This window comes from Kitasatospora sp. NPDC052896 (assembly GCF_044547075.1).
Lineage (GTDB): Bacteria > Actinomycetota > Actinomycetes > Streptomycetales > Streptomycetaceae > Kitasatospora.
This window is the reverse complement of sequence record NZ_JBITZU010000003.1, coordinates 122,110-140,154: the sequence shown is the minus strand read 5'-3', so window position 1 is coordinate 140,154 and position 18,045 is coordinate 122,110. Positions and strand designations below refer to the sequence as shown.

Annotated in this window: 17 protein-coding genes; 7 read left to right on the top strand and 10 right to left on the bottom strand. The window is 73.6% G+C overall.

Translation table 11 applies throughout. The annotated features are described in order from the left end of the window. The first annotated feature begins 41 nt into the window (after positions 1 to 41). From ACIGXM_RS09325 to ACIGXM_RS09315, 3 genes are all read left to right on the top strand, one after another. Positions 42 to 770: a type 1 glutamine amidotransferase gene (locus tag ACIGXM_RS09325; protein ID WP_396558581.1), complete on the top strand. Its 729-nt coding sequence runs from the start codon at positions 42 to 44 to the stop codon at positions 768 to 770. A gap of 373 nt (positions 771 to 1,143) precedes the next feature. Then, complete coding sequence (locus ACIGXM_RS09320) at positions 1,144 to 2,169, top strand: 6-phosphofructokinase (RefSeq protein ID WP_396558579.1); 1,026 nt, start codon at positions 1,144 to 1,146, stop codon at positions 2,167 to 2,169. Positions 2,170 to 2,393: 224 nt separating this feature from the next. Continuing rightward, positions 2,394 to 3,356: a cytochrome c oxidase assembly protein gene (locus ACIGXM_RS09315; protein ID WP_396559152.1), complete on the top strand. Its 963-nt coding sequence runs from the start codon at positions 2,394 to 2,396 to the stop codon at positions 3,354 to 3,356. A 141-nt stretch (positions 3,357 to 3,497) separates the two neighbouring features. On the opposite strand, the gene ACIGXM_RS09310 is transcribed toward ACIGXM_RS09315, so the two are convergent. The 7 genes from ACIGXM_RS09310 to ACIGXM_RS09280 all read right to left on the bottom strand — a co-directional run bounded on the left by ACIGXM_RS09310 (position 3,498) and on the right by ACIGXM_RS09280 (position 9,309). After that, complete coding sequence (locus tag ACIGXM_RS09310) at positions 3,498 to 4,292, bottom strand: urease accessory protein UreD (RefSeq protein ID WP_396558577.1); 795 nt, start codon at positions 4,290 to 4,292, stop codon at positions 3,498 to 3,500. Further along, positions 4,277 to 4,942: an urease accessory protein UreG gene (gene ureG / locus ACIGXM_RS09305; RefSeq protein WP_396559150.1), complete on the bottom strand. Its 666-nt coding sequence runs from the start codon at positions 4,940 to 4,942 to the stop codon at positions 4,277 to 4,279. Before ureG ends, ACIGXM_RS09310 begins: the two co-directional genes overlap by 16 nt. Positions 4,943 to 4,976: 34 nt before the next feature. Next, the gene (locus tag ACIGXM_RS09300) at positions 4,977 to 5,645 is read right to left on the bottom strand and encodes an urease accessory protein UreF (RefSeq protein WP_396558575.1); all 669 of its coding nucleotides are present in this window, start codon (positions 5,643 to 5,645) and stop codon (positions 4,977 to 4,979) included. Next, positions 5,642 to 7,369 (bottom strand): urease subunit alpha, encoded by a 1,728-nt coding sequence (locus ACIGXM_RS09295; RefSeq protein WP_396558573.1) that lies wholly within the window; start codon positions 7,367 to 7,369, stop codon positions 5,642 to 5,644. Before ACIGXM_RS09295 ends, ACIGXM_RS09300 begins: the two co-directional genes overlap by 4 nt. After that, the gene (locus ACIGXM_RS09290) at positions 7,362 to 7,673 is read right to left on the bottom strand and encodes an urease subunit beta (protein WP_396559148.1); all 312 of its coding nucleotides are present in this window, start codon (positions 7,671 to 7,673) and stop codon (positions 7,362 to 7,364) included. Before ACIGXM_RS09290 ends, ACIGXM_RS09295 begins: the two co-directional genes overlap by 8 nt. 11 nt (positions 7,674 to 7,684) lie before the next feature. Further along, positions 7,685 to 7,987 (bottom strand): urease subunit gamma, encoded by a 303-nt coding sequence (locus ACIGXM_RS09285; protein ID WP_396558571.1) that lies wholly within the window; start codon positions 7,985 to 7,987, stop codon positions 7,685 to 7,687. Between the two features lie 95 nt (positions 7,988 to 8,082). After that, positions 8,083 to 9,309, bottom strand: a complete 1,227-nt coding sequence (locus ACIGXM_RS09280; RefSeq protein WP_396558569.1) for a serine hydrolase domain-containing protein — start codon at positions 9,307 to 9,309, stop codon at positions 8,083 to 8,085. Between the two features lie 246 nt (positions 9,310 to 9,555). Between ACIGXM_RS09280 and ACIGXM_RS09275 the strand changes: the two genes are divergently transcribed. Beyond that, complete coding sequence (locus ACIGXM_RS09275) at positions 9,556 to 10,197, top strand: phosphoribosyltransferase (RefSeq protein ID WP_396558567.1); 642 nt, start codon at positions 9,556 to 9,558, stop codon at positions 10,195 to 10,197. Between the two features lie 174 nt (positions 10,198 to 10,371). Continuing rightward, the gene (locus tag ACIGXM_RS09270; protein WP_396558565.1) at positions 10,372 to 11,829 is read left to right on the top strand and encodes a catalase; all 1,458 of its coding nucleotides are present in this window, start codon (positions 10,372 to 10,374) and stop codon (positions 11,827 to 11,829) included. A 75-nt stretch (positions 11,830 to 11,904) separates the two neighbouring features. Here ACIGXM_RS09270 and ACIGXM_RS09265 read toward each other — a convergent pair whose 3' ends face one another. Further along, the gene (locus tag ACIGXM_RS09265) at positions 11,905 to 12,642 is read right to left on the bottom strand and encodes a GNAT family N-acetyltransferase (protein WP_396558563.1); all 738 of its coding nucleotides are present in this window, start codon (positions 12,640 to 12,642) and stop codon (positions 11,905 to 11,907) included. Between the two features lie 183 nt (positions 12,643 to 12,825). Here ACIGXM_RS09265 and ACIGXM_RS09260 point away from each other — a divergent pair, with 183 nt between their 5' ends. Continuing rightward, positions 12,826 to 14,691, top strand: a complete 1,866-nt coding sequence (locus tag ACIGXM_RS09260; protein WP_396558561.1) for a SpoIIE family protein phosphatase — start codon at positions 12,826 to 12,828, stop codon at positions 14,689 to 14,691. A gap of 187 nt (positions 14,692 to 14,878) precedes the next feature. Continuing rightward, a complete protein-coding gene (locus ACIGXM_RS09255) occupies positions 14,879 to 15,781 on the top strand; it encodes a CAP domain-containing protein (protein WP_396558559.1) in 903 nt (300 codons plus the stop codon). Positions 15,782 to 15,791: 10 nt separating this feature from the next. On the opposite strand, the gene ACIGXM_RS09250 is transcribed toward ACIGXM_RS09255, so the two are convergent. After that, positions 15,792 to 16,208 (bottom strand): DUF302 domain-containing protein, encoded by a 417-nt coding sequence (locus tag ACIGXM_RS09250; protein ID WP_396558557.1) that lies wholly within the window; start codon positions 16,206 to 16,208, stop codon positions 15,792 to 15,794. Between the two features lie 108 nt (positions 16,209 to 16,316). Next, positions 16,317 to 17,891 (bottom strand): peptidoglycan-binding protein, encoded by a 1,575-nt coding sequence (locus ACIGXM_RS09245; RefSeq protein ID WP_396558555.1) that lies wholly within the window; start codon positions 17,889 to 17,891, stop codon positions 16,317 to 16,319. Between the last annotated feature and the right edge of the window lie 154 nt (positions 17,892 to 18,045).

Here is an 18,045-nt window from a genome sequence, read left to right as displayed (position 1 = left end):
GATACAACCCGCAGCAGCAGCACTACGGAAGGCCTCCGAGGATGAACGACAGCAGCCTGCGGCTGGTCTGGGTCTACCCGGACCTGCTCAGCACCTACGGCGACCGGGGCAACGCCCTGGTGGTCGAGCGGCGGGCTCGTCAGCGCGGGCTGAACGTCCAGCGGATCGACGTGCGCTCCGACCAGCCGGTGCCGAGCAGTGGCGACATCTACCTGATCGGCGGTGGCGAGGACCGCCCGCAGCGGCTGGCCGCCGAGCGGCTGCGGCAGGACTCCGGCCTGCACCGCGCGGTGGACAACGGCGCGATCGTCTTCTCGGTCTGTGCCGGCTACCAGATCCTCGGCCACGAGTTCATCAACGACCTGGGCCAGCGCGAGCCGGGCCTGGGCCTGCTGGACGTCTGGTCCACCCGCGGCGAGGGTGCCCGCAGTGTCGGCGACGTGCTCGCCGAGGCGGACCCCCGGCTCGGCCTGCCGACCCTGACCGGCTTCGAGAACCACCAGGGCGTCACCCACCTCGGCCAGGGCGTCATGCCGCTGGCCCAGGTCACCGCGGGCGGTGGCAACGGCGACGGCAACGGGACCGAGGGCGCCTGGCGGGACACCGTCTTCGGCACCTACCTGCACGGCCCGGTGATGGCCCGCAACCCCGCCTTCGCCGACCTGCTGATCAAGCTGGCGCTGGACGTCAACGCGCTGCCGCCGGCGGACACCACCTGGTACGACGCGCTGCGCGCGGAGCGGATCGCCGCCGCTCGCCAGCCCGCCTGACCCGCCGTCCCGTCCCCGCCGCCGGATCTGTCCAGCATCTGGCGGCGGGGGCCGCTCCGGGGCGAAAGTTGGACAATAAGAACCGTCGGATGCACACCCTCCTCGGCAACCGGCTGCATACCCGCGCGGGCGCGCCGACGACGCCGCCCCCGCGCCTGCTCCCGCCCGGCCGGAGGCGGGGGCCGCTATGATCGGGTTCGGACGCCGATGTCCGAGCCCACCCCTTGCCGTCACTCCGCGGTCAGCCGCCCCGCCCCCGTGCGGACGCCTTACCAGGGTGCCGGGCAGGTGGTTCGCAGGTGGTAGTCCGGCCGTCCGGTTCTTCCCCCAGCCTGGCGGCTGGGAGGTGCCCCCAGGGGAGTTGCAAAAGACGATGCGTATTGGTGTGCTGACCAGCGGCGGCGACTGCCCCGGCCTGAACGCCGTGATCCGCTCCGTGGTCCACCGGGGCGTGGTCGACCACGGCGACGAGATCATCGGCTTCCAGGACGGCTGGCGCGGCCTCCTCGAAGGCGCCCACCGCCCGCTGACCCTCGACTCGGTCAGCGGCATCCTGGCCCAGGGCGGCACCATCCTGGGCTCGTCCCGGGTCCAGCCCAGCCACCTGCGGGACGGCGTGGAGCGGGCCAAGAAGTACTGCGCCGACCTCGGGATCGACGCGGTGATACCGATCGGCGGCGAGGGCACCCTGAAGGCCGCCAAGCTGATGAGCGACGGCGGCCTGCCGGTGGTCGGCGTGCCGAAGACCATCGACAACGACATCGCGTGCACCGACGTCACCTTCGGCTTCGACACCGCGGTCTCGGTGGCCACCGACGCGCTGGACCGGCTGAAGACCACCGCCGAGTCGCACCAGCGGGTCATGGTGGTCGAGGTGATGGGCCGGCACACCGGCTGGATCGCGCTCAACGCGGGCATGGCCGCCGGCGCCCACGCGATCGTGGTGCCCGAGCGCCCGTTCCACATCGACAAGCTCACCGAGGTGGTCCGGGAACGCTTCGAGCGGCAGAAGAAGTTCGCCATCGTGGTCTGCGCCGAAGGCGCCAAGCCCGAGCCGGGCACCATGCCCTGGGAAGAGGGCACCAGGGACATCTACGGGCACGAGCGGTTCACCGGGATCGCCACCCAGCTCTCCCGCGAGCTGGAGCACCGGCTGGGCAAGGAGGCGCGCCCGGTGATCCTCGGCCACACCCAGCGCGGCGGCACCCCGACCGCCTACGACCGGGTGCTCGCCACCCGGTTCGGCTGGCACGCCGTCGAGGCCGTGCACAAGGGCGCCTTCGGGCACATCACCGCGCTGCACGGCACCCAGATCAACCTGGTGCCGCTGGGCGAGGCGGTGGCCGACCTGAAGACCGTGCCCGCCGAGCGGTACGTCGAGGCCGAAACGGTCATCTGACGCCGCACCGCTTCCGCACCGCCCCGCCGCTCACCGGCGGGGCGGTCGCGTTTCCCCGTCGCGTTTCCCCGGGAAACGGGTCCGGGAAACCGGGGGGTGGCCGCAGCCGGGCGCCGGCCCGCCCGTAGTGTGGACCCGAAGAAATTCGGACGAACCGGACCACGGGTGCGGTCCGTCCGCCGGCAACAAGGAGAGCGGGGCGGCCAATGGACGGCATGGCGGGGATGCACCACCACGGGGGGGAGGGCCTCGCGCGGTTCACCCTCTCCTCGGTGCTCACCTGGTCACCCGACTGGCCGTTCCTGCTGGGCTGCCTGCTGGCGCTCGGCCTGTACGGCGCGGGCGTGGTCCGGCTGCTGCGCCGCGGCGACCGCTGGCCGGTGGGCCGTTCGGTGGCCTGGGTGGCCGGCGTGGCCAGCATCGTCTTCATCACCTGCTCCGGCCTGAACGAGTACGGCATGGCGCTGTTCAGCGCCCACATGATCCAGCACATGGCGCTCAGCATGCTGGCGCCGATCCTGCTGCTGCTCGGCGCGCCGATCACACTGGCGCTGCGCTCGCTGCGCCCGGCCGGCAAGGGCCGCCCGCGCGGGCCGCGCGAGCTGCTGGTGGCGCTGCTGCACAGCCGCTACGTCAAGGTGATCTCGCACCCGGCGTTCACCATCCCGCTCTTCATCGCCAGCCTCTACGGCCTCTACTTCACCCCGCTCTTCGACTTCCTGATGCGGTCGCAGCTCGGCCACGTCGCGATGATGGTGCACTTCCTGGCGGTCGGCCTGCTCTTCTTCTGGCCGATCATGGGCGTCGACCCCGGCCCGCACCGACCCGGCCACGTGATGCGGATCATCGAGCTCTTCATGGGAATGCCGTTCCACGCCTTCTTCGGGGTGGCCGTGATGATGGCGACCAGCCCGCTGGTCACCACCTTCACCGCGGCCGGCGCCCCGCCCGGCACCGATCTGATGGCCGACCAGAAGATGGCCGGCGGGATCACCTGGGCCTTCGGCGAGATCCCGACCGCGGTGGTGCTGATCGCCCTGGTGTTCCAGTGGTCCAAGTCCGAGCAGCGCTCGGCCAAACGGACCGACCGGGCGGCCGATCGGGACGGCGACGCCGAGCTGAACGCCTACAACGCCTACCTGGCCTCGCTGGAGAAACGCGGCAACCGCCCGGCCCAGGCCGGCTGAGCCGAACCTCCTCCTCCCCACCGGATCCCGTCCACCGCCCGCGGTGGACGGGATCCGGTGCTTCGGGGCCGGTCCTCGGCGGGCGGGAGCAGCCCGGCGGTGGCGGCCGACCAGTACCCCCACACCGGCTGAGCCGGGCCGTCAGGCAGGCCCCAGCATGGCGCGCAGTGCCAGGGCGTCCGGGGCCAGCGCCACCAGTTGCCGGGCCGCGTGGCCGGGGAGGTCGAGCAGCGCGCACTCCCCCGCAGCGGGCGCGGCCCGCTGCTCGGCGGGCGCCGGCGGGAGACCGACCGAGAGCAGCTGGCCCAGCGCGTGCCGTCCGCCGAGCACCGCGGGACCGTCCCAGCCCGACGCGCCCGGTCCCAGGTCGGTCTGCTGGTCGAGGACGGTCAGGCCGTCCTGGCAGACCGTCAGCCGCGAGGTGAGCCGCCCGGGCGCGCCGTGCACCGCCCAGTCGTGCTGCCGCCCGAGCACCTGCTCCTCCCGGAAGCGCAGCCGGGCGCCGGCGGCCAGGGTGATCCGGGTGCGCAGCAGCAGCCTGCTGCCGGCCGCCGCGACCACCGGCTCCGGCAGCCAGTCCAGCTCGGCGCCCTCCCCCACCCGCAGGTCGACGTCGTAGTGGGCGGGCTCGGGCCCGGCCCCGGGCAGGCTGACGGTGGCCGCCACGCTGGTCACCCGCAGTCGCGCACCCGGCTCGACCCGCACCGCGACCGCCAGCCGGTCGCCGCCGAGCGGCGCGGCCATCGCGCCGACCAGCGCCACCTCCGCCCGTGGCCCGCCGCGCAGCCGGCGGACCGCCAGCGCGCCGCGCCCGGCCAGCACCGGCAGCACGGTGGCGCCGTGCCCGTCCCGGCGGGCCACGATCCGGGCCTGCGCGGTGAGCCCCGGGTCCGGAGGTGGAACCACCTCGACGTCACGCCTCAGCGCGCCCGCCACGCGACCAGCCGCTCCCGCACCCAGGCCGCGACCGGCGCCACCCCGTCCGGCCGCACCAGCGAGCAGAACACCGTGGGCCGCTGACCGCGCTGTGCCTCGGCGTCCCGGGCCATCACCGCGAGGTCGGCGCCGACCAGCGGGGCCAGGTCGGTCTTGTTCACCACCAGCAGGTCGGAGCCGCTCACCCCGGGCCCGCCCTTGCGCGGGATCTTGTCCCCGCCCGCCACGTCGATGACGAAGATCTGCGCGTCCACCAGGCCGCGGCTGAAGGTCGCGGTGAGGTTGTCGCCGCCCGACTCCACCAACACCAGGTCGAGCGGGCCGACCGCGGCCTCCAGCAGCTCGACCGCCTCCAGGTTGGCCGAGATGTCGTCCCGGATCGCGGTGTGCGGACAGCAGCCGGTCTCCACCGCGGTGATCCGCTCGGCCGGCAGCACCGCGTTGCGCAGCAGGAACTCGGCGTCCTCGGTGGTGTAGATGTCGTTGGTCACCACGGCCAGCGACAGCTCCGCGCGCAGCTCCCGGCAGAGCGCCGCGACGGTCGCGGTCTTGCCCGAGCCGACCGGGCCGCCCAGCCCGATCCGCAGCGCCCGCCGCCTGCCGTCCTCGGCGGACACCGCGGGGGCGGGCAGGGTCAACGGGGCGGCCAGTGCCACCGGCGCGCCGAACGCGTCCGTGGGTTGGTCACGATGCAAAGAGTCTCACCTTCCAGGTGCGGTGCTGCTCGGCGTAGAGGTCGAGCAGCGGGGCGGAGGCGGCCGGCAGCCGGGCCGGGTCGCCGTGTTCGGCGGCTTCCAGTGCGGCGGCGGCCACCGCGTCCACCGCCGGGGCGAGCCGCGCCAGCAGGGCCGCGACCTGGTACGGGTCGAGGCCGAGCAGCCGGACGCAGGCGGTGGCCGGTCCGTTGACGCTCTCCTGGGCGGCCGCGGTGGCCGCCCCGGCCGGTCCCAGACCGGCCGCGCGAGCGGCCAGGCCGAGCACCACGCTCTGGTGGGCACCGCCCGGGTGGTCGGCGGCGAGCCGGGCCAGCGCCGGGTCCGGCCAGCAGGCCCGGGCCGCGCGCAACAGCTGCCGCCCGAGCCGGCGGGAGGTGACGCGCAGCGCGGGCGAGGGGGTCCGGGCGTCGGCGGCGCGGTCCAGCTCGGCCGGATCCAGGCCGGCCGCGGCCGCGGCCGCGAGCCCGGCGGCGGTCAGGCCGGTGGTGTGCAGCCGTCCGGCGAGGAAGGCCGCCAGGCTGGGCAGGTCGTGCACCAGCCCGGCCCGGACGGCCGCCTCGGCACCGCCCGAGTGCGCGTGCCCGCCGGCCGGGAACCGGCCGTCCGCGAGCAGCAGCAGCGCGGCGGACCCGGTCAAAAGAGGAAGTACCGCTGGGCGAGCGGCAGTTCGGTGGCGGGTGCGGGGGTGACCAGTTCGCCGTCGATGGTCACCGTGAAGCGGTCCGGGTCGACCCGGACCTCCGGCCGCGCGGTGTTGTTCACCATGTCGTCCTTGCTGACCGCCCGGGTGTTCCGGATCGCCCTGAACTCCTTGGCCAGGCCCAGCCGTTCCGGGAGCCGATCGGAAATCGCCAGCGAGGAGGTGAAGTTGAGCGAGTTCCGGCCGGGCGCCCGCCCCTTCGCCCCGAACATCGGCCGGGGCATGACCGGTTGCGGGGTGGGGATGGAGGCGTTGGCGTCGCCGAGCTGTGCCCAGGCGATCTGGCCGCCCTTGAGCACCAGGTCGGGCTTGACTCCGAAGAACACCGGGTTCCAGAGCACCAGGTCGGCCAGCCGGCCCGGCTCGACCGAGCCGATCTCGTGGTCGATCCCGTGCGCGACGGCCGGGTTGACGGTGTACTTGGCGACGTAGCGACGGACCCGCTGGTTGTCGGCCCGCCCGTCACCGGGCAGCGCGCCGCGCCGGGCCTTCATACAGTGCGCGGTCTGCCAGGTGCGGCTGACCACCTCGCCGATCCGGCCCATCGCCTGCGAGTCGGAGCTGATGATCGAGATGGCGCCGAGGTCGTGCAGGATGTCCTCGGCGGCGATCGTGCTGGGCCGGATCCGGGACTCGGCGAAGGCCAGGTCCTCGGGGACGGACGGGCTGAGGTGGTGGCAGACCATCAGCATGTCGAGGTGCTCGTCCACCGTGTTGACCGTGTGCGGCCGGGTCGGATTGGTCGAGCTGGGCAGGATGTTGAGCTCGGAGACCACGCTGATGATGTCCGGCGCGTGGCCGCCGCCGGCACCCTCGGTGTGGTAGGCGTGCACTCCGCGGCCGGCGATGGCGGCCAACGTGTCGGCGACGAAGCCGGCCTCGTTGAGGGTGTCGGTGTGCAGCGCGAGTTGGGCGCCGCTCTCCTCGCAGACCCGCAGGCAGGCGTCGATCACCGCGGGGGTGGCACCCCAGTCCTCGTGGATCTTGAAGCCGATCGCACCCCCTCTCAACTGGGCGTACAGAGCAGCCCGGTTGACGGTGTTGCCCTTTCCGGTCAGGCCGAGGTTCACCGGCACGTCGTCCAGCGCGGCGAACATCCGGGCCAGGTGCCAGCCACCCGGGGTGACCGTGGTGGCCTTGGTCCCCTCGGCCGGACCGGTGCCGCCGCCGATCAGTGTGGTGATCCCGGCGGAGAGCGCCTCGTCGGCCAACTGCGGTGCGGTGAAGTGGACATGGGCGTCGACCGCACCGGCGGTGAGGATCCGGCCGTTGCCCGAGATCACCTCGGTCTCCGGGCCGATCACCAGGTCCGGGTGGACGCCGTCCATGGTCTCCGGATTGCCGGCCTTGCCGAGCGCGACGATCCGACCGTCCCTGATCCCGACGTCCGCCTTGACGATCCCCCAGTGGTCGAGCACCACCGCCCCGGTGATCACGGTGTCCGGCGCCCCCTCGGCGCGGGCGGCCCGGCCCTGGCCCATCGACTCCCGGATCACCTTGCCGCCGCCGAAGACCACCTCGTCGCCGCCGGCGCAGCGGTCCTCCTCGATCTCGATCAGCAGGTTGGTGTCGGCCAGCCGGATCCGGTCACCGACGGTGGGCCCGTAGAGCTCGCCGTAGCGCTCCCGGCTCACCACCAAAGGATTCTGACGATCAGTCATCCAGCACACCGCCGACCGCTCCGCGCAGCCCGAACACCTCGCGCCGGCCGCCGATCGGGACCAGCGCGACCTCCGTCGGAATGCCCGGTTCGAAGCGGACCGCCGTGCCCGCCGGGATGTTGAGCCGCCGGCCGTAGGCGGCCGCACGGTCGAACTCCAGCCCCGGGTTGGCCTCGTAGAAGTGGTAGTGGGAGCCGACCTGCACCGGCCGGTCGGCGGCGTTGCGGACCAGCAGGGTGGTCACCGGCCGGCCGGCGTTGAGCGTCAACTCGCCCTCGCCGTAGAGGATCTGTCCCGGGACGATCGACTCGGCCGTCACAGGATCGGCCCGTGCACGGTGACCAGCTTGGTACCGTCCGGGAAGGTCGCCTCCACCTGGACGTCCGGGATCATCTCGGGGACGCCGTCCATCACGTCCTCGCGGGTCAGCACCCGCCGTCCGGATTCCATGAGCTCGGCCACCGAGCGTCCGTCCCGGGCACCCTCCAGCAGGTACGAGGTGATCACGGCGACCGCCTCGGGGTGGTTGAGCCGCAGGCCGCGGGCCCGCCGGGCTCGGGCGACGTCGGCGGCGACGTGGATGAGCAGGCGCTCCTGCTCGTGGGGGGTGAGCCTCATCTGCGCGCACCTCGGGGGAGTTCAGAGGGCGCGGACACAGCGCTGTGCCGCGGGGAGTTCGGATCTGCCGGATACGGTAGCGGACGGACGGCCGTTCAGGGGGCGAACGGGCCGAACGCCGTCACCCCGAGTCGCTCGGCCGGCCCCGCCAGGCCCGGCTCGGTGGCGGTCTCGGCCACTGCGTACTCCGCGCTCTCCCGCAGGTCGAGCGTGGCGAACATGCCGGAGGCGTAGCCGAGGTCGTGGCCGGTCTTGCCCCACAGCACGGTGCCGTCCCGCAACGGCACGCGCATCAGGCCCTCGCTGTAGCAGGCCAGCCCCTTGTCCGGGCCGAACGGGCAGGCGGTCGGGTCGACCGAGGGGACCAACCGTCCCGCTGGGTCACGCGGCAGCGCGAGCAGGTCGGCCATCCCCGCGGGCGGCAACAGCTCGCCGCCGAGCAGCGCGCGGAGGAACCGGTCCAGGTCGCCGGTGGTGGAGACCATCGAGTCCGGATTGCCGCCCGCCTCGCTGACGTCGACCGGCCGCCCCGCGCCGTTCGTCCAGTAGCCCGGCAGGTGCGGCGGGGGTAGCTCCGGGTCACCGGACGGCACCAGGGTGTGCCGCAGGCCCAGCGGGGCGAGGATCCGCGCGGTCACCTCCTGCCGGTAGGAGTGACCGGTGACGTGCTCGATCACCGCCCCCGCCACCCGGTAGCCGAAGCTGTTGTACTGCTGGGCGGTCCCGGGTGCGAAGACCGGCCCCGGCCACGCGCAGTCGGTGGGACGCAGGGTCTGCTGGATGATCTCGTCGAAGCTCTGGTAGCCGAAACGCCCGGCGATCTGCTGGTCGGGGGTGGCCGAAGGGTCGCAGGCGGTGCCGGTCGGCAGGCCGCTGGTGTGGTCGAGCAGCTGGCGGATCGTGATCGGCCGGAAGCTGTCGGGGATCGCCCCGGGCAGGTAGTGCTGGACGGTGCCGTCCAGGTCGATCCGGTGTTCGGCGGCCAGCTGGAGCAGGACCACGGCGGTGAAGGTCTTGGAGATGCTGCCGATCCGGAACGCCGCGTCGGGCGACACCGGCCGCCCGGTGACCAGGTCGCCGGTGCTGCCACGCCAGGTCCGGCCGTCCTCGGCCACCCGGCCCAGTGCGCCGGCCACCGGCTCGCCGGGGCGGGCGGCCAGCGCGGCCCGCAGGGCCGGTGCGTCCGGGCCGGGCGCCGGCTCGGAGGCGGCACTGCCGTGCGCCGCGCTGCCGGGGCCGTCGGCGGCCCAGGCGGTGTCGGGCAGGACGGCGGCCGGCAGCAGCACCAGGGCCGCGGCGGCGAGCAGAGACGGCTTGGTCATCGGATCCCCCAGGAGTCGGTCGGACGTGCTGGTCCGATGCTTCACGAACGACCCTCGCCGGCGCGCTCCGGAATCCCCCTGAGCCACCCCTGGATCGTCCCTGACACCCCGTCGGGGCTCCGGCCCGGCCGGTGGGCGACCGGCCCGCCGCCCGGCCGCCCGCCGGCTCCGGCTCCCGGCTGGTCGGACCGGCGAAACCGGTGGCAGGCTGGAGGAGGTATCAGGCGGGCGGTGAGGACGATGACCGTGTTCCGCGATCGGACGGATGCCGGGCGCCGGCTGGGCGTGCGAGTGGCCGACTGGGCGGCCGACGACCCGATCGTGGTCGGCCTGCCCCGCGGCGGCGTCCCGGTGGCCGCCGAGGTGGCCAAGGCGCTCGGCGCGTCGCTGGACATCCTGGTGGTGCGCAAGATCGGCGCGCCCGGCCAGCCCGAGCTGGCCATGGGCGCGGTCGGCGAGGGCGGGATCCGGCTCTACAACCACGACATCATCGCGGCCCTCGGCGTGTCGTCCGCCGAGCTCGAGCGGCTCGCCGACGCCACCGCCACCGAGGTGGCCGAGCGCACGGTCCGGCTGCGCGGATCGCTGCCGCCGCTCGATCCGGCCGGGCGCGCGGTGGTGCTGGTGGACGACGGCATCGCGACCGGCGCGACCGTCCGGGCCGCGATGGCCGTGCTGCGGCGACGGCAGGTGGGCGAGCTGCTGCTGGCGGTGCCGGTCACCGCGCCCGAGGCGCTGCGGGTGCTGGGACCGCTCGCCGACGACCTGGTCTGCCTGGCCGCCCCGCCCGGCTTCCACGCGGTCGGGCAGTTCTACGAGGACTTCGACCAGACCAGCGACGAGGAGGTACGGAGCCTGCTCAGCGCGGCCCGCGCCGCCGCCGGATAGCGGGCGCGACGGATGGGACAGCAGAGGCTGGTCGGGCGACGTAGCGGTTGTGATACCACCCGGCCGGTGCTTCAGTCGTAAGGAGAGCCGCAAAGGTGCGGCTCAGCCCCGGCGTGTCTGCGCCCGGGCGCAGGCTCCGCTGGTACGTCCGTACCGCAAGGAGGCTTTTCGTTCATGTCCGAAACAGCGGTCCCGTACACGACCAACAACGCGGGCGTCCCGGTCGAGAGCGACGCCGACTCGCTCACCGCGGGCCCGGTCGGCCCGATCCTGCTGCACGACCACTACCTGATCGAGAAGATGGCCCAGTTCAACCGCGAACGGGTCCCCGAGCGAGTGGTGCACGCCAAGGGCGGCGGCGCGTACGGGTTCTTCCAGGTGACCAACGACGTCAGTCAGTTCACCAAGGCGGACCTCTTCCAGCCCGGCAAGAAGACCGAGCTGCTGATCCGCTTCTCCACGGTGGCCGGCGAGCTCGGAACGCCGGACACCTGGCGCGACCCGCGCGGTTTCGCCATCAAGTTCTACACCGAGCAGGGCAACTACGACCTGGTCGGCAACAACACCCCGATCTTCTTCGTCCGTGACCCGATCAAGTTCCAGGACTTCATCCGGTCGCAGAAGCGCCGCCCGGACACCCACCTGCGCGACAACAACATGCAGTGGGACTTCTGGACCCTCAGCCCCGAGTCCGCGCACATGGTGACCTGGCTGATGGGCGACCGCGGCATCCCGAAGACCTGGCGCAACATGAACGGCTACGGTTCGCACACCTTCCTGTGGGCGAACGCGGGCGGCGAGAAGTTCTGGATCAAGTACCACTTCAAGACCGACCAGGGGATCGACTTCCTCACCCAGGCGGAGGCCGACCGGATCGCCGGCGCGGACCCGGACGCCCACCTGCGCGACCTGTACCGGTCGATCGAGCGCGGCGACCACCCGTCCTGGACGCTGTACGTCCAGGTGATGCCGTTCGACGAGGCCTGGGACTACCGGTTCAACCCGTTCGACCTGACCAAGGTGTGGCCGCACGGCGACTACCCGCTGATCGAGGTCGGCCGGATGACGCTCAACCGCAACCCCGAGAACTACCACGTCCACATCGAGCAGGCCGCGTTCGAGCCCGCGAACATGGTTCCGGGCATCGGTGTGTCGCCCGACAAGATGCTGCTCGGGCGGATCTTCTCCTACCCCGACACCCACCGCTACCGGATCGGCCCGAACTACGCCCAGCTGCCGCCCAACCGGCCGCACGTACCGGTGCACTCGTACGCCAAGGACGGCCCGATGCGCTTCGACGCGGCCCGGACCGGCGCGGTGTACGCGCCGAACTCCTACGGCGGTCCGGCGGCGGACACCGAACGCTTCGGTGACCCGCTGGGCTGGGACGTCGCGGGCTCGATGGTCCGCGAGGCCTACCCGCTGCACCGGGAGGACGACGACTGGGGGCAGGCCGGCACGATGGTCCGGCAGGTGCTGGACGACGACGCCCGCGACCGGCTGGTCGCCAACGTGGCCGGCCACCTGTCGAACGGCGTCTCGCAGCCGGTGCTGGAGCGCGCGTACCAGTACTGGCGGAACATCGACAAGAAGGTCGGCGACCGGATCGCGGCGGCGGTCAAGCCGCAGTAGCCGCGGTGACCTTCGGAGGTCACGAGGGGCTGCCCGCGAGGAGCGGGTGGTCCCTCGCGACGTGCGCCGGGCCGCTCAGGGCAGCCGCAGGCCGAGCTGGGCGCCGAGTTCGCGGAATCCGAGCGCGCGGGCCAGCTGACGTGCCTCCGCCGCCCGGGCCCGCCACTGCGGCAGCAGTCCGGCGGCCAGCGCGTGCGCCACCGCGGCCGAGGCCGCCTGCCGGGCCAGCCCGCGCGAGCGGTGCGCCGGGCCGGTCAGCACCGAGAGGTGCGCGGCCCCGCCGGGCCAGGTCCGGTAGCCGGCCGCCGCCAGTACCCGCGCTCCGGCGCCGGCCACGGCGAACACGGGCGAGGTGACCCCGGCCAGACCGCTCTCGTCCACGTCGGTCGGATCGCAGCCGTCCATCAGCAGTCGCACGGCCGGATCGTCCGGCGCGAGTTCCACGACGGCGCCCGCCGGGCCGGCCCGGAACTCGTCCGCCACCAGGTAGCCCAGCGTCGCGGGGCCCAGCACCTCGACCGGGTGCAGTGCCACCTCGAAGACCGCCGGGTCGGCGAGCGCCGCCGCCGGCAGCTCCACCACGGCCTGCCGCAGCTGCACCGCCACCGCCTCGTTCGGGGCCGTCAGCAGCGCCACTCCCCCGAGCACCACCACCCCCACCCAGCCCTGCGGGCAGAGCCCCGACTCGGGTGCCACCACGATCGTGCTCCGGCCGAGCGCCTCGGGGAAGGCCGCCGGGACACCCGCCAGCTCGGCCCACAGCCGCTTGGCCCGGGCCAGGACCTGCTCCACCGTGCCGGGTTGATCGCTCATACCGGCATCCTGACACGGCCCGGCGCGCTCGTCCGCCGGACTCCGGCCGGACCGACCGGCCGCTCACCGCGCCGACCGGTGTCTTTCGGCGGGACGTCGAACAGCTGAACCAGCCGATACGGAAGAGATCCGCTTCCCACCCCGAAAGGCCGAGCGGCGCGGGCGGATTCCGGTAGCGTGATCATGAGCAGGCGTGGTCGGACGGTCTTCGAGGAGGCAGCGGTGCACCCCGACGTTCCGGGCCCGAGCGCCGCCGACGCCTCCGTCGACGCGGCGGCGGCCGCCGTACTGGGCGGTAGCGGCGCCCTGTTGCGGGCCGCCGTCGAGCAGCTCCCGCTCGGGGTCGCGGTGCTCGACCAGCGGCTGTACTGGCGGGGGCTGAACCCGGCGTTCACCGTGGCCACCGGCCTGCCGCCGGCCGAGCTGCTGGGCCGGTCGGCTGCCGCGACGCCGCTCGCCGGGGTCGTCGACACCCTCTACCAGGTCCTCGCGGACGGGCTGTCGCGCCCGGTCACCGTCGGCCCGGCCCGCCCTCGCGACCCCGCCGGCCAGTCCGCCCGGACCGCCCGGACCGCCCGGACCGGCTGGACCGCGCAGTGCCGGCGGCTGGAGCCGGCCGGGCAGGTGGCCGGTCTGCTGCTGACCGTGCTCACCCCGCCCGCGACGGCGGAGACGGCGACGGCTTCGACGGCCGCGCTGCCGAGCGTGGCCGAGGCGTCCGCCGCCCAGCAGCTGCACGAGCTGGGCCAGGCCCGGGCCCGGCTGGCGCTGCTCGACGCGGCGGCCGACCGGATCGGCACCACCCTGGACATCGACGCCACCTGCGCCGAGCTGGCCGACTTCACCGTCGCGCGGATGGCCGACCTCGCCACCGTGGAGATCGTGCCCCACGACGCCGCGGAGCACGGCGGCACGGCCCCCGCCGGCGGCACCCGGCTGCACCGGACCGCCGTCTCCTGCAAGCGGCTGCTGCGCCCGTACGTGCGGGAACTGCCCCGGCCCGGCGAGTCGGTGCGCCACCCGGACGGCTCCGCCGCCGCGCGCAGCCTGGAGAGCGGCCGGCCGGTGCTCGCGAGCCTGCGCCGGCAGGAGCCGCCGGGCAGCGCGCCGACCGACCCCGAGACGTCGGCGGCCTACCGGGCAGCCGGTCTCGGCTGGCTGCTGGCGGTCCCGCTGGCGGCGCGCGGGCACGTGATCGGCGTGCTGTCGCTGGCCCGGACCGTGGCCCACGACGACGGCGCGGGCTTCACCACGGACGAGATCGAGCTGGTCCAGGACCTGGCCGGCCGGGCCGCGATCAGCGTCGACAACGCCCGTCGCTACACCCGCTCGCAGGGCATCGCGCTGGAGCTGCAGCGCGCGCTGCTGGCCGAGCCCGGCAACCCGCACCCCAACCTGGAGCTCGCCTCCCGCTACCTCCCCTCCGGCACCAGCTCGGTGGTGGGCGGTGACTGGTACGAGACCGTCCGGCTGCCGTTCGGGCGCACCCTGCTGGTGATGGGCGACGTGATGGGCCACGGTGTCGAGGCGGCCGTGGACATGAGCAACTACCGCTCGATGCTGCGCTACGTGGCCAGCACGGATCTGCCGCCGCACCGGATCCTGCGCCAACTGGACACCCTGATCTGCGAGAACGAGTCGGCCCGGCCGGCCACCTGCCTGCTCGCGCTGGCCGACCCGGCCCGCAACCGGTGGACCCTCTCCAGCGCCGGCCACCTGCCACCCGCGCTGCTCACGCCGGGCCGGCCCAACGAGTTCGTCGACGTCCCGACCGGCCCGCCGCTGGGCACCGGGCTCGGCGGCTACGAGCAGGCCACCCGCGAACTCCTGCCGGACCAGGTGCTGTTGCTCTACACCGACGGCCTGGTCGAGCGCCGCGAGGAGGACATCGACGCCTCGCTCGCCCGGCTGGGAGCGCTGACGCTGCCGGCCGCCGGCGACCTCGACGACGTGCTCGACGCCGTCCTGCACGGCCTCACCCCGCACCCGGCCGAGGACGACATCGCGCTGCTCGCCGCCCGGGTCCGCCCCCGCCCCGCCTCGCGGTAACCCCGGGGGCCACCGCGCCCGCGGACGCGGTGAAGCAGCAGGTGAGGGGTTCCTTAAGAACCACTGAAGGCAGGCCTCCAGGGCGGTTCGGAGCGCGGAAACCGCCTAGGTTCGTACTCGCTGTTCGAAGCCGCCCGCCGAGCGGGGATCCGGCTCCACTCACCAACTCCCCGAGGTGAAAGCCCAGATGAGCTCCCACCGCCGTGTCGACATACCGCCGCAGGCCACTCGCAGACACCGCAGCCCACGTCCGCCACGGCTGCGGCTGGTCGTGACGAGTGCCGCCGCCGTCGCCGTGATCGGCGGCGGAACGGCCTTCGCGTGCGTCGGCGGCACGGGTGGCCGGCCGGCGCCGGTGGCGGCCGGATCGGCTGACCGGCAGAGCCCCCCGGTGGCGGCGGCCCTGGGCGGGCAGCCGGTGCCGTCCGCGCGCCCGTCGCAGTCGCCGATACCCCAGGGGTCGGGCGGGGCGGCCAACCAGCCCCCGACCCACCCGGCCCCGACCACCCCGTCCGCCCCGACCAGCGCGCCCTCCGCCACGCCGAGCCCGGCGGCCTCCCCCACCGCCGCGGCAGCCGTGCCCACCCGGGCGTCGTCCACCGCCCCCTCCCCCGCCTCCTCGGCACCCGCCGCGCCCGTTCCGGCCGTCACCCCCTCGGCGACCGACAGCGATGCCGTGCAGCAGGTGCTGAACCTGATCAACCAGGCCCGCGCCGCCCAGGGCCTGCCCGCGTACACCCTCGACGACGGCCTCAACCGCAGCGCGGCGGCCCACAACCAGGTGATGGCGGGCGGCTGCGGTCTCTCCCACCAGTGCCCCGGCGAGCCGGCGTTCGGGCAGCGCGAGCAGGACCAGGGCGTGCAGTGGAGTTCCGCCGGTGAGAACATCGGCGAGGGCGGCCCGGTCAGCGCGACGGACTCGTCGATCGCCTCGATGGCGGTCGGCCTGACCCAGTCCATGCTCGACGAGAAGCCGCCGAACGACGGCCACCGGCAGAACATCCTCAGCTCGTCCTTCACCCGGGTCGGCATCGCGATCATGCGCGACTCCAGCGGCACGATCTGGCTCACCCAGGACTTCGCCGGCTGAGGCCCCAGGCCTAGGACAGGGCGGCGGACACCAGCCGCGCGACGCCCGACAGGGGCGCCACCAGCTCGTCGGTGAGCTGGAAGCGGCGGGCCAGGTCGGCGGGGTCCTGGTAGCTCACCCAGCACCGCCCGTCGTCGTCGGCCCAGACCAGCGCCCGCAGCGGCAGCTCCAGGCCGAGCAGCGGGGCGGCGACCATGGCCGGCGTGCCGCCGCGGGGGTGACCGAAGATCAGCAGGCGGGCGTCGTTCATCGCGAGCCCCACCTCGTGGGCACCGCCGCTGTGGTCCACCTCCGCGAACAGGATCAGGCCCCGCTGCCGGATCGCGGCCGCGAGGCGGTCCGCGGTGGCGTCGACCGGGAACGGGCTGGGCACCGTCACCGTCCCGGTGGCGCTGGGCGCCCGGCCGGCCTGCGCGTCATCCGCCATGTGTGCTGCTCCTTCTGGCCGCGGCACCCGGAGCCCGGGTGCTTCCGGTCCTGAGTACCACGTCAGGACCGGAAACACCCGGACGCGTCGCCGGGGTGCCGGGGAGCGCTACCTCCCGGCAGGCGCACCGGCGAGGCGCTCGCGGAGCTGCTCGTCGTAGAGGCTGGCCGGTCCGACGTTGCCGCCTGCCGACTGCAACCCGCCGTCGGTGCCCTTCAGCACCGAACCGGTGCAGCCGATCGCCCAGTTGTGGGCGGTGGGCGGGTTCTGGATCTCGTAACCCGCGGTGGTGTCGCAGTTCCAGGCCGTGCTGTTGGCGTCCGACCAGCCGTGGCCGGTGCCCCGGGTGCCGTTGTTCACCAGGTCCAGGGTGCCCTGGATGCTGACGTCGTCGTACAACGTGCCGCTGCCCCAACGCTCGTGACCGCCGGCGTCGTAGCTGACGTCAGTGGTGGTCGCGGTGCAGTGGGAGAACACGTTCGGGCCGGACTGGCGGCCGTCGGTGACGAAGGCGTGGATCTTCGCGGCGGTGAGGGTGCAGTCCTGGATCAGGTTCTGCTGTCCCTGGATGAGGTAACCGAAGGACCTGGCCGAGGTGTTGAGGTTGGTCACCATATCCAGGGCGGAGGTGTGCACCTCGGAGATCCGGCGACTCTGCTCGCTCGGCAGGGCCACGCCGTAGTCGCCGAAGTGATGGGTCGTCACATTGCTGACCCAGGAGTCCTGGACGGCGTTGAACACGCCGAAGGCCGAGTTGTAGAAGTCCGTGGCGTAGTCGGGGTCGGCAGCCATCGCCTGACCGTCGGCGCTCAGGTTCTCGATGCCGACGTGGTCGATCCGCGGGAAGCTGTAGTGGTAGACGGTCGCCTGGGTGTACTGCTTCTCCAGCGCGGTGGTGAGCGGCGCGTCGAAGGTGATCCGGTTCCCCTGGATGCCCGTGATGGTGCGCTCCGAGCGCAGGCTCCAGTTGGGCGACCAGACGCCGTTCATGCCGAGCGCGTCGATCCAGGACTGGGTGGTGGGGCGTTCGATCACCACCTGGTCGCCGACCGCGAACCCGGCCGTACTCCCCATGGTGAGCGAGGTCGCGCCCACCGGGACGTAGCCGTCGGTGACCGGCTGCGCGGTGCCCAGCGTCTGGTAGCTGGACCTGCCGCCGATGTCCAGCAGCGTGCGCGCGTTCGCGCCCCGCGCCACCAGGGTGGTGTCGGCGGCGTTGCCGTCGGCCCCGCGCAGCACCACGCCGGAGGCGTTGATGGTCAGGCTGCCGGCGATCTGGTAGCTCCCGGCGGCGAGTTGGACCGCCCCGCGGAAGCCGTTGGCGTCCAGCGGGAGCGCGGAGACCTTGTCGATCGCCGCCTGGACGGCGCCGGTGTCGTCCCCGCCGCCGGGCGCCGGGACGGTCACCTTGGTGGCCACGGTGGGCAGCGGGACACCGCCTCCGTCGTAGCCGGCGAACGAGTAGTCGGGTATCCGGTTGCCCTGGGCGTCGTGACCGTAGCTCAGGTGGTTGTTGGCGAAGGTGATCCACTGACCGGTCGCGCCGGCGGCGGACTTCGGGCGGGTGGTCATGCCGGCCTCGGCGCCGGTCTCGACGACGACGGCCGCCGATCCGGCCAACGTGCAGGCGGCCAGGGCCAGGGCGGCCCGGCGCCGGAGTGATCGCTTTCGGGCGTGCGTCATCAGGTGCTCCACGGGAGGGTGCTGCGGCTGGGGACGCAAATGATCATTGCCATGACAGTCAGTCAACGGCAAATCGCGGCGGCCGACTTCATCGAATCTCCCCGAGTCCGCCCGCGGCCCGCAACCCCGTTCAGCCGGAGTTCGGGTACCCGTC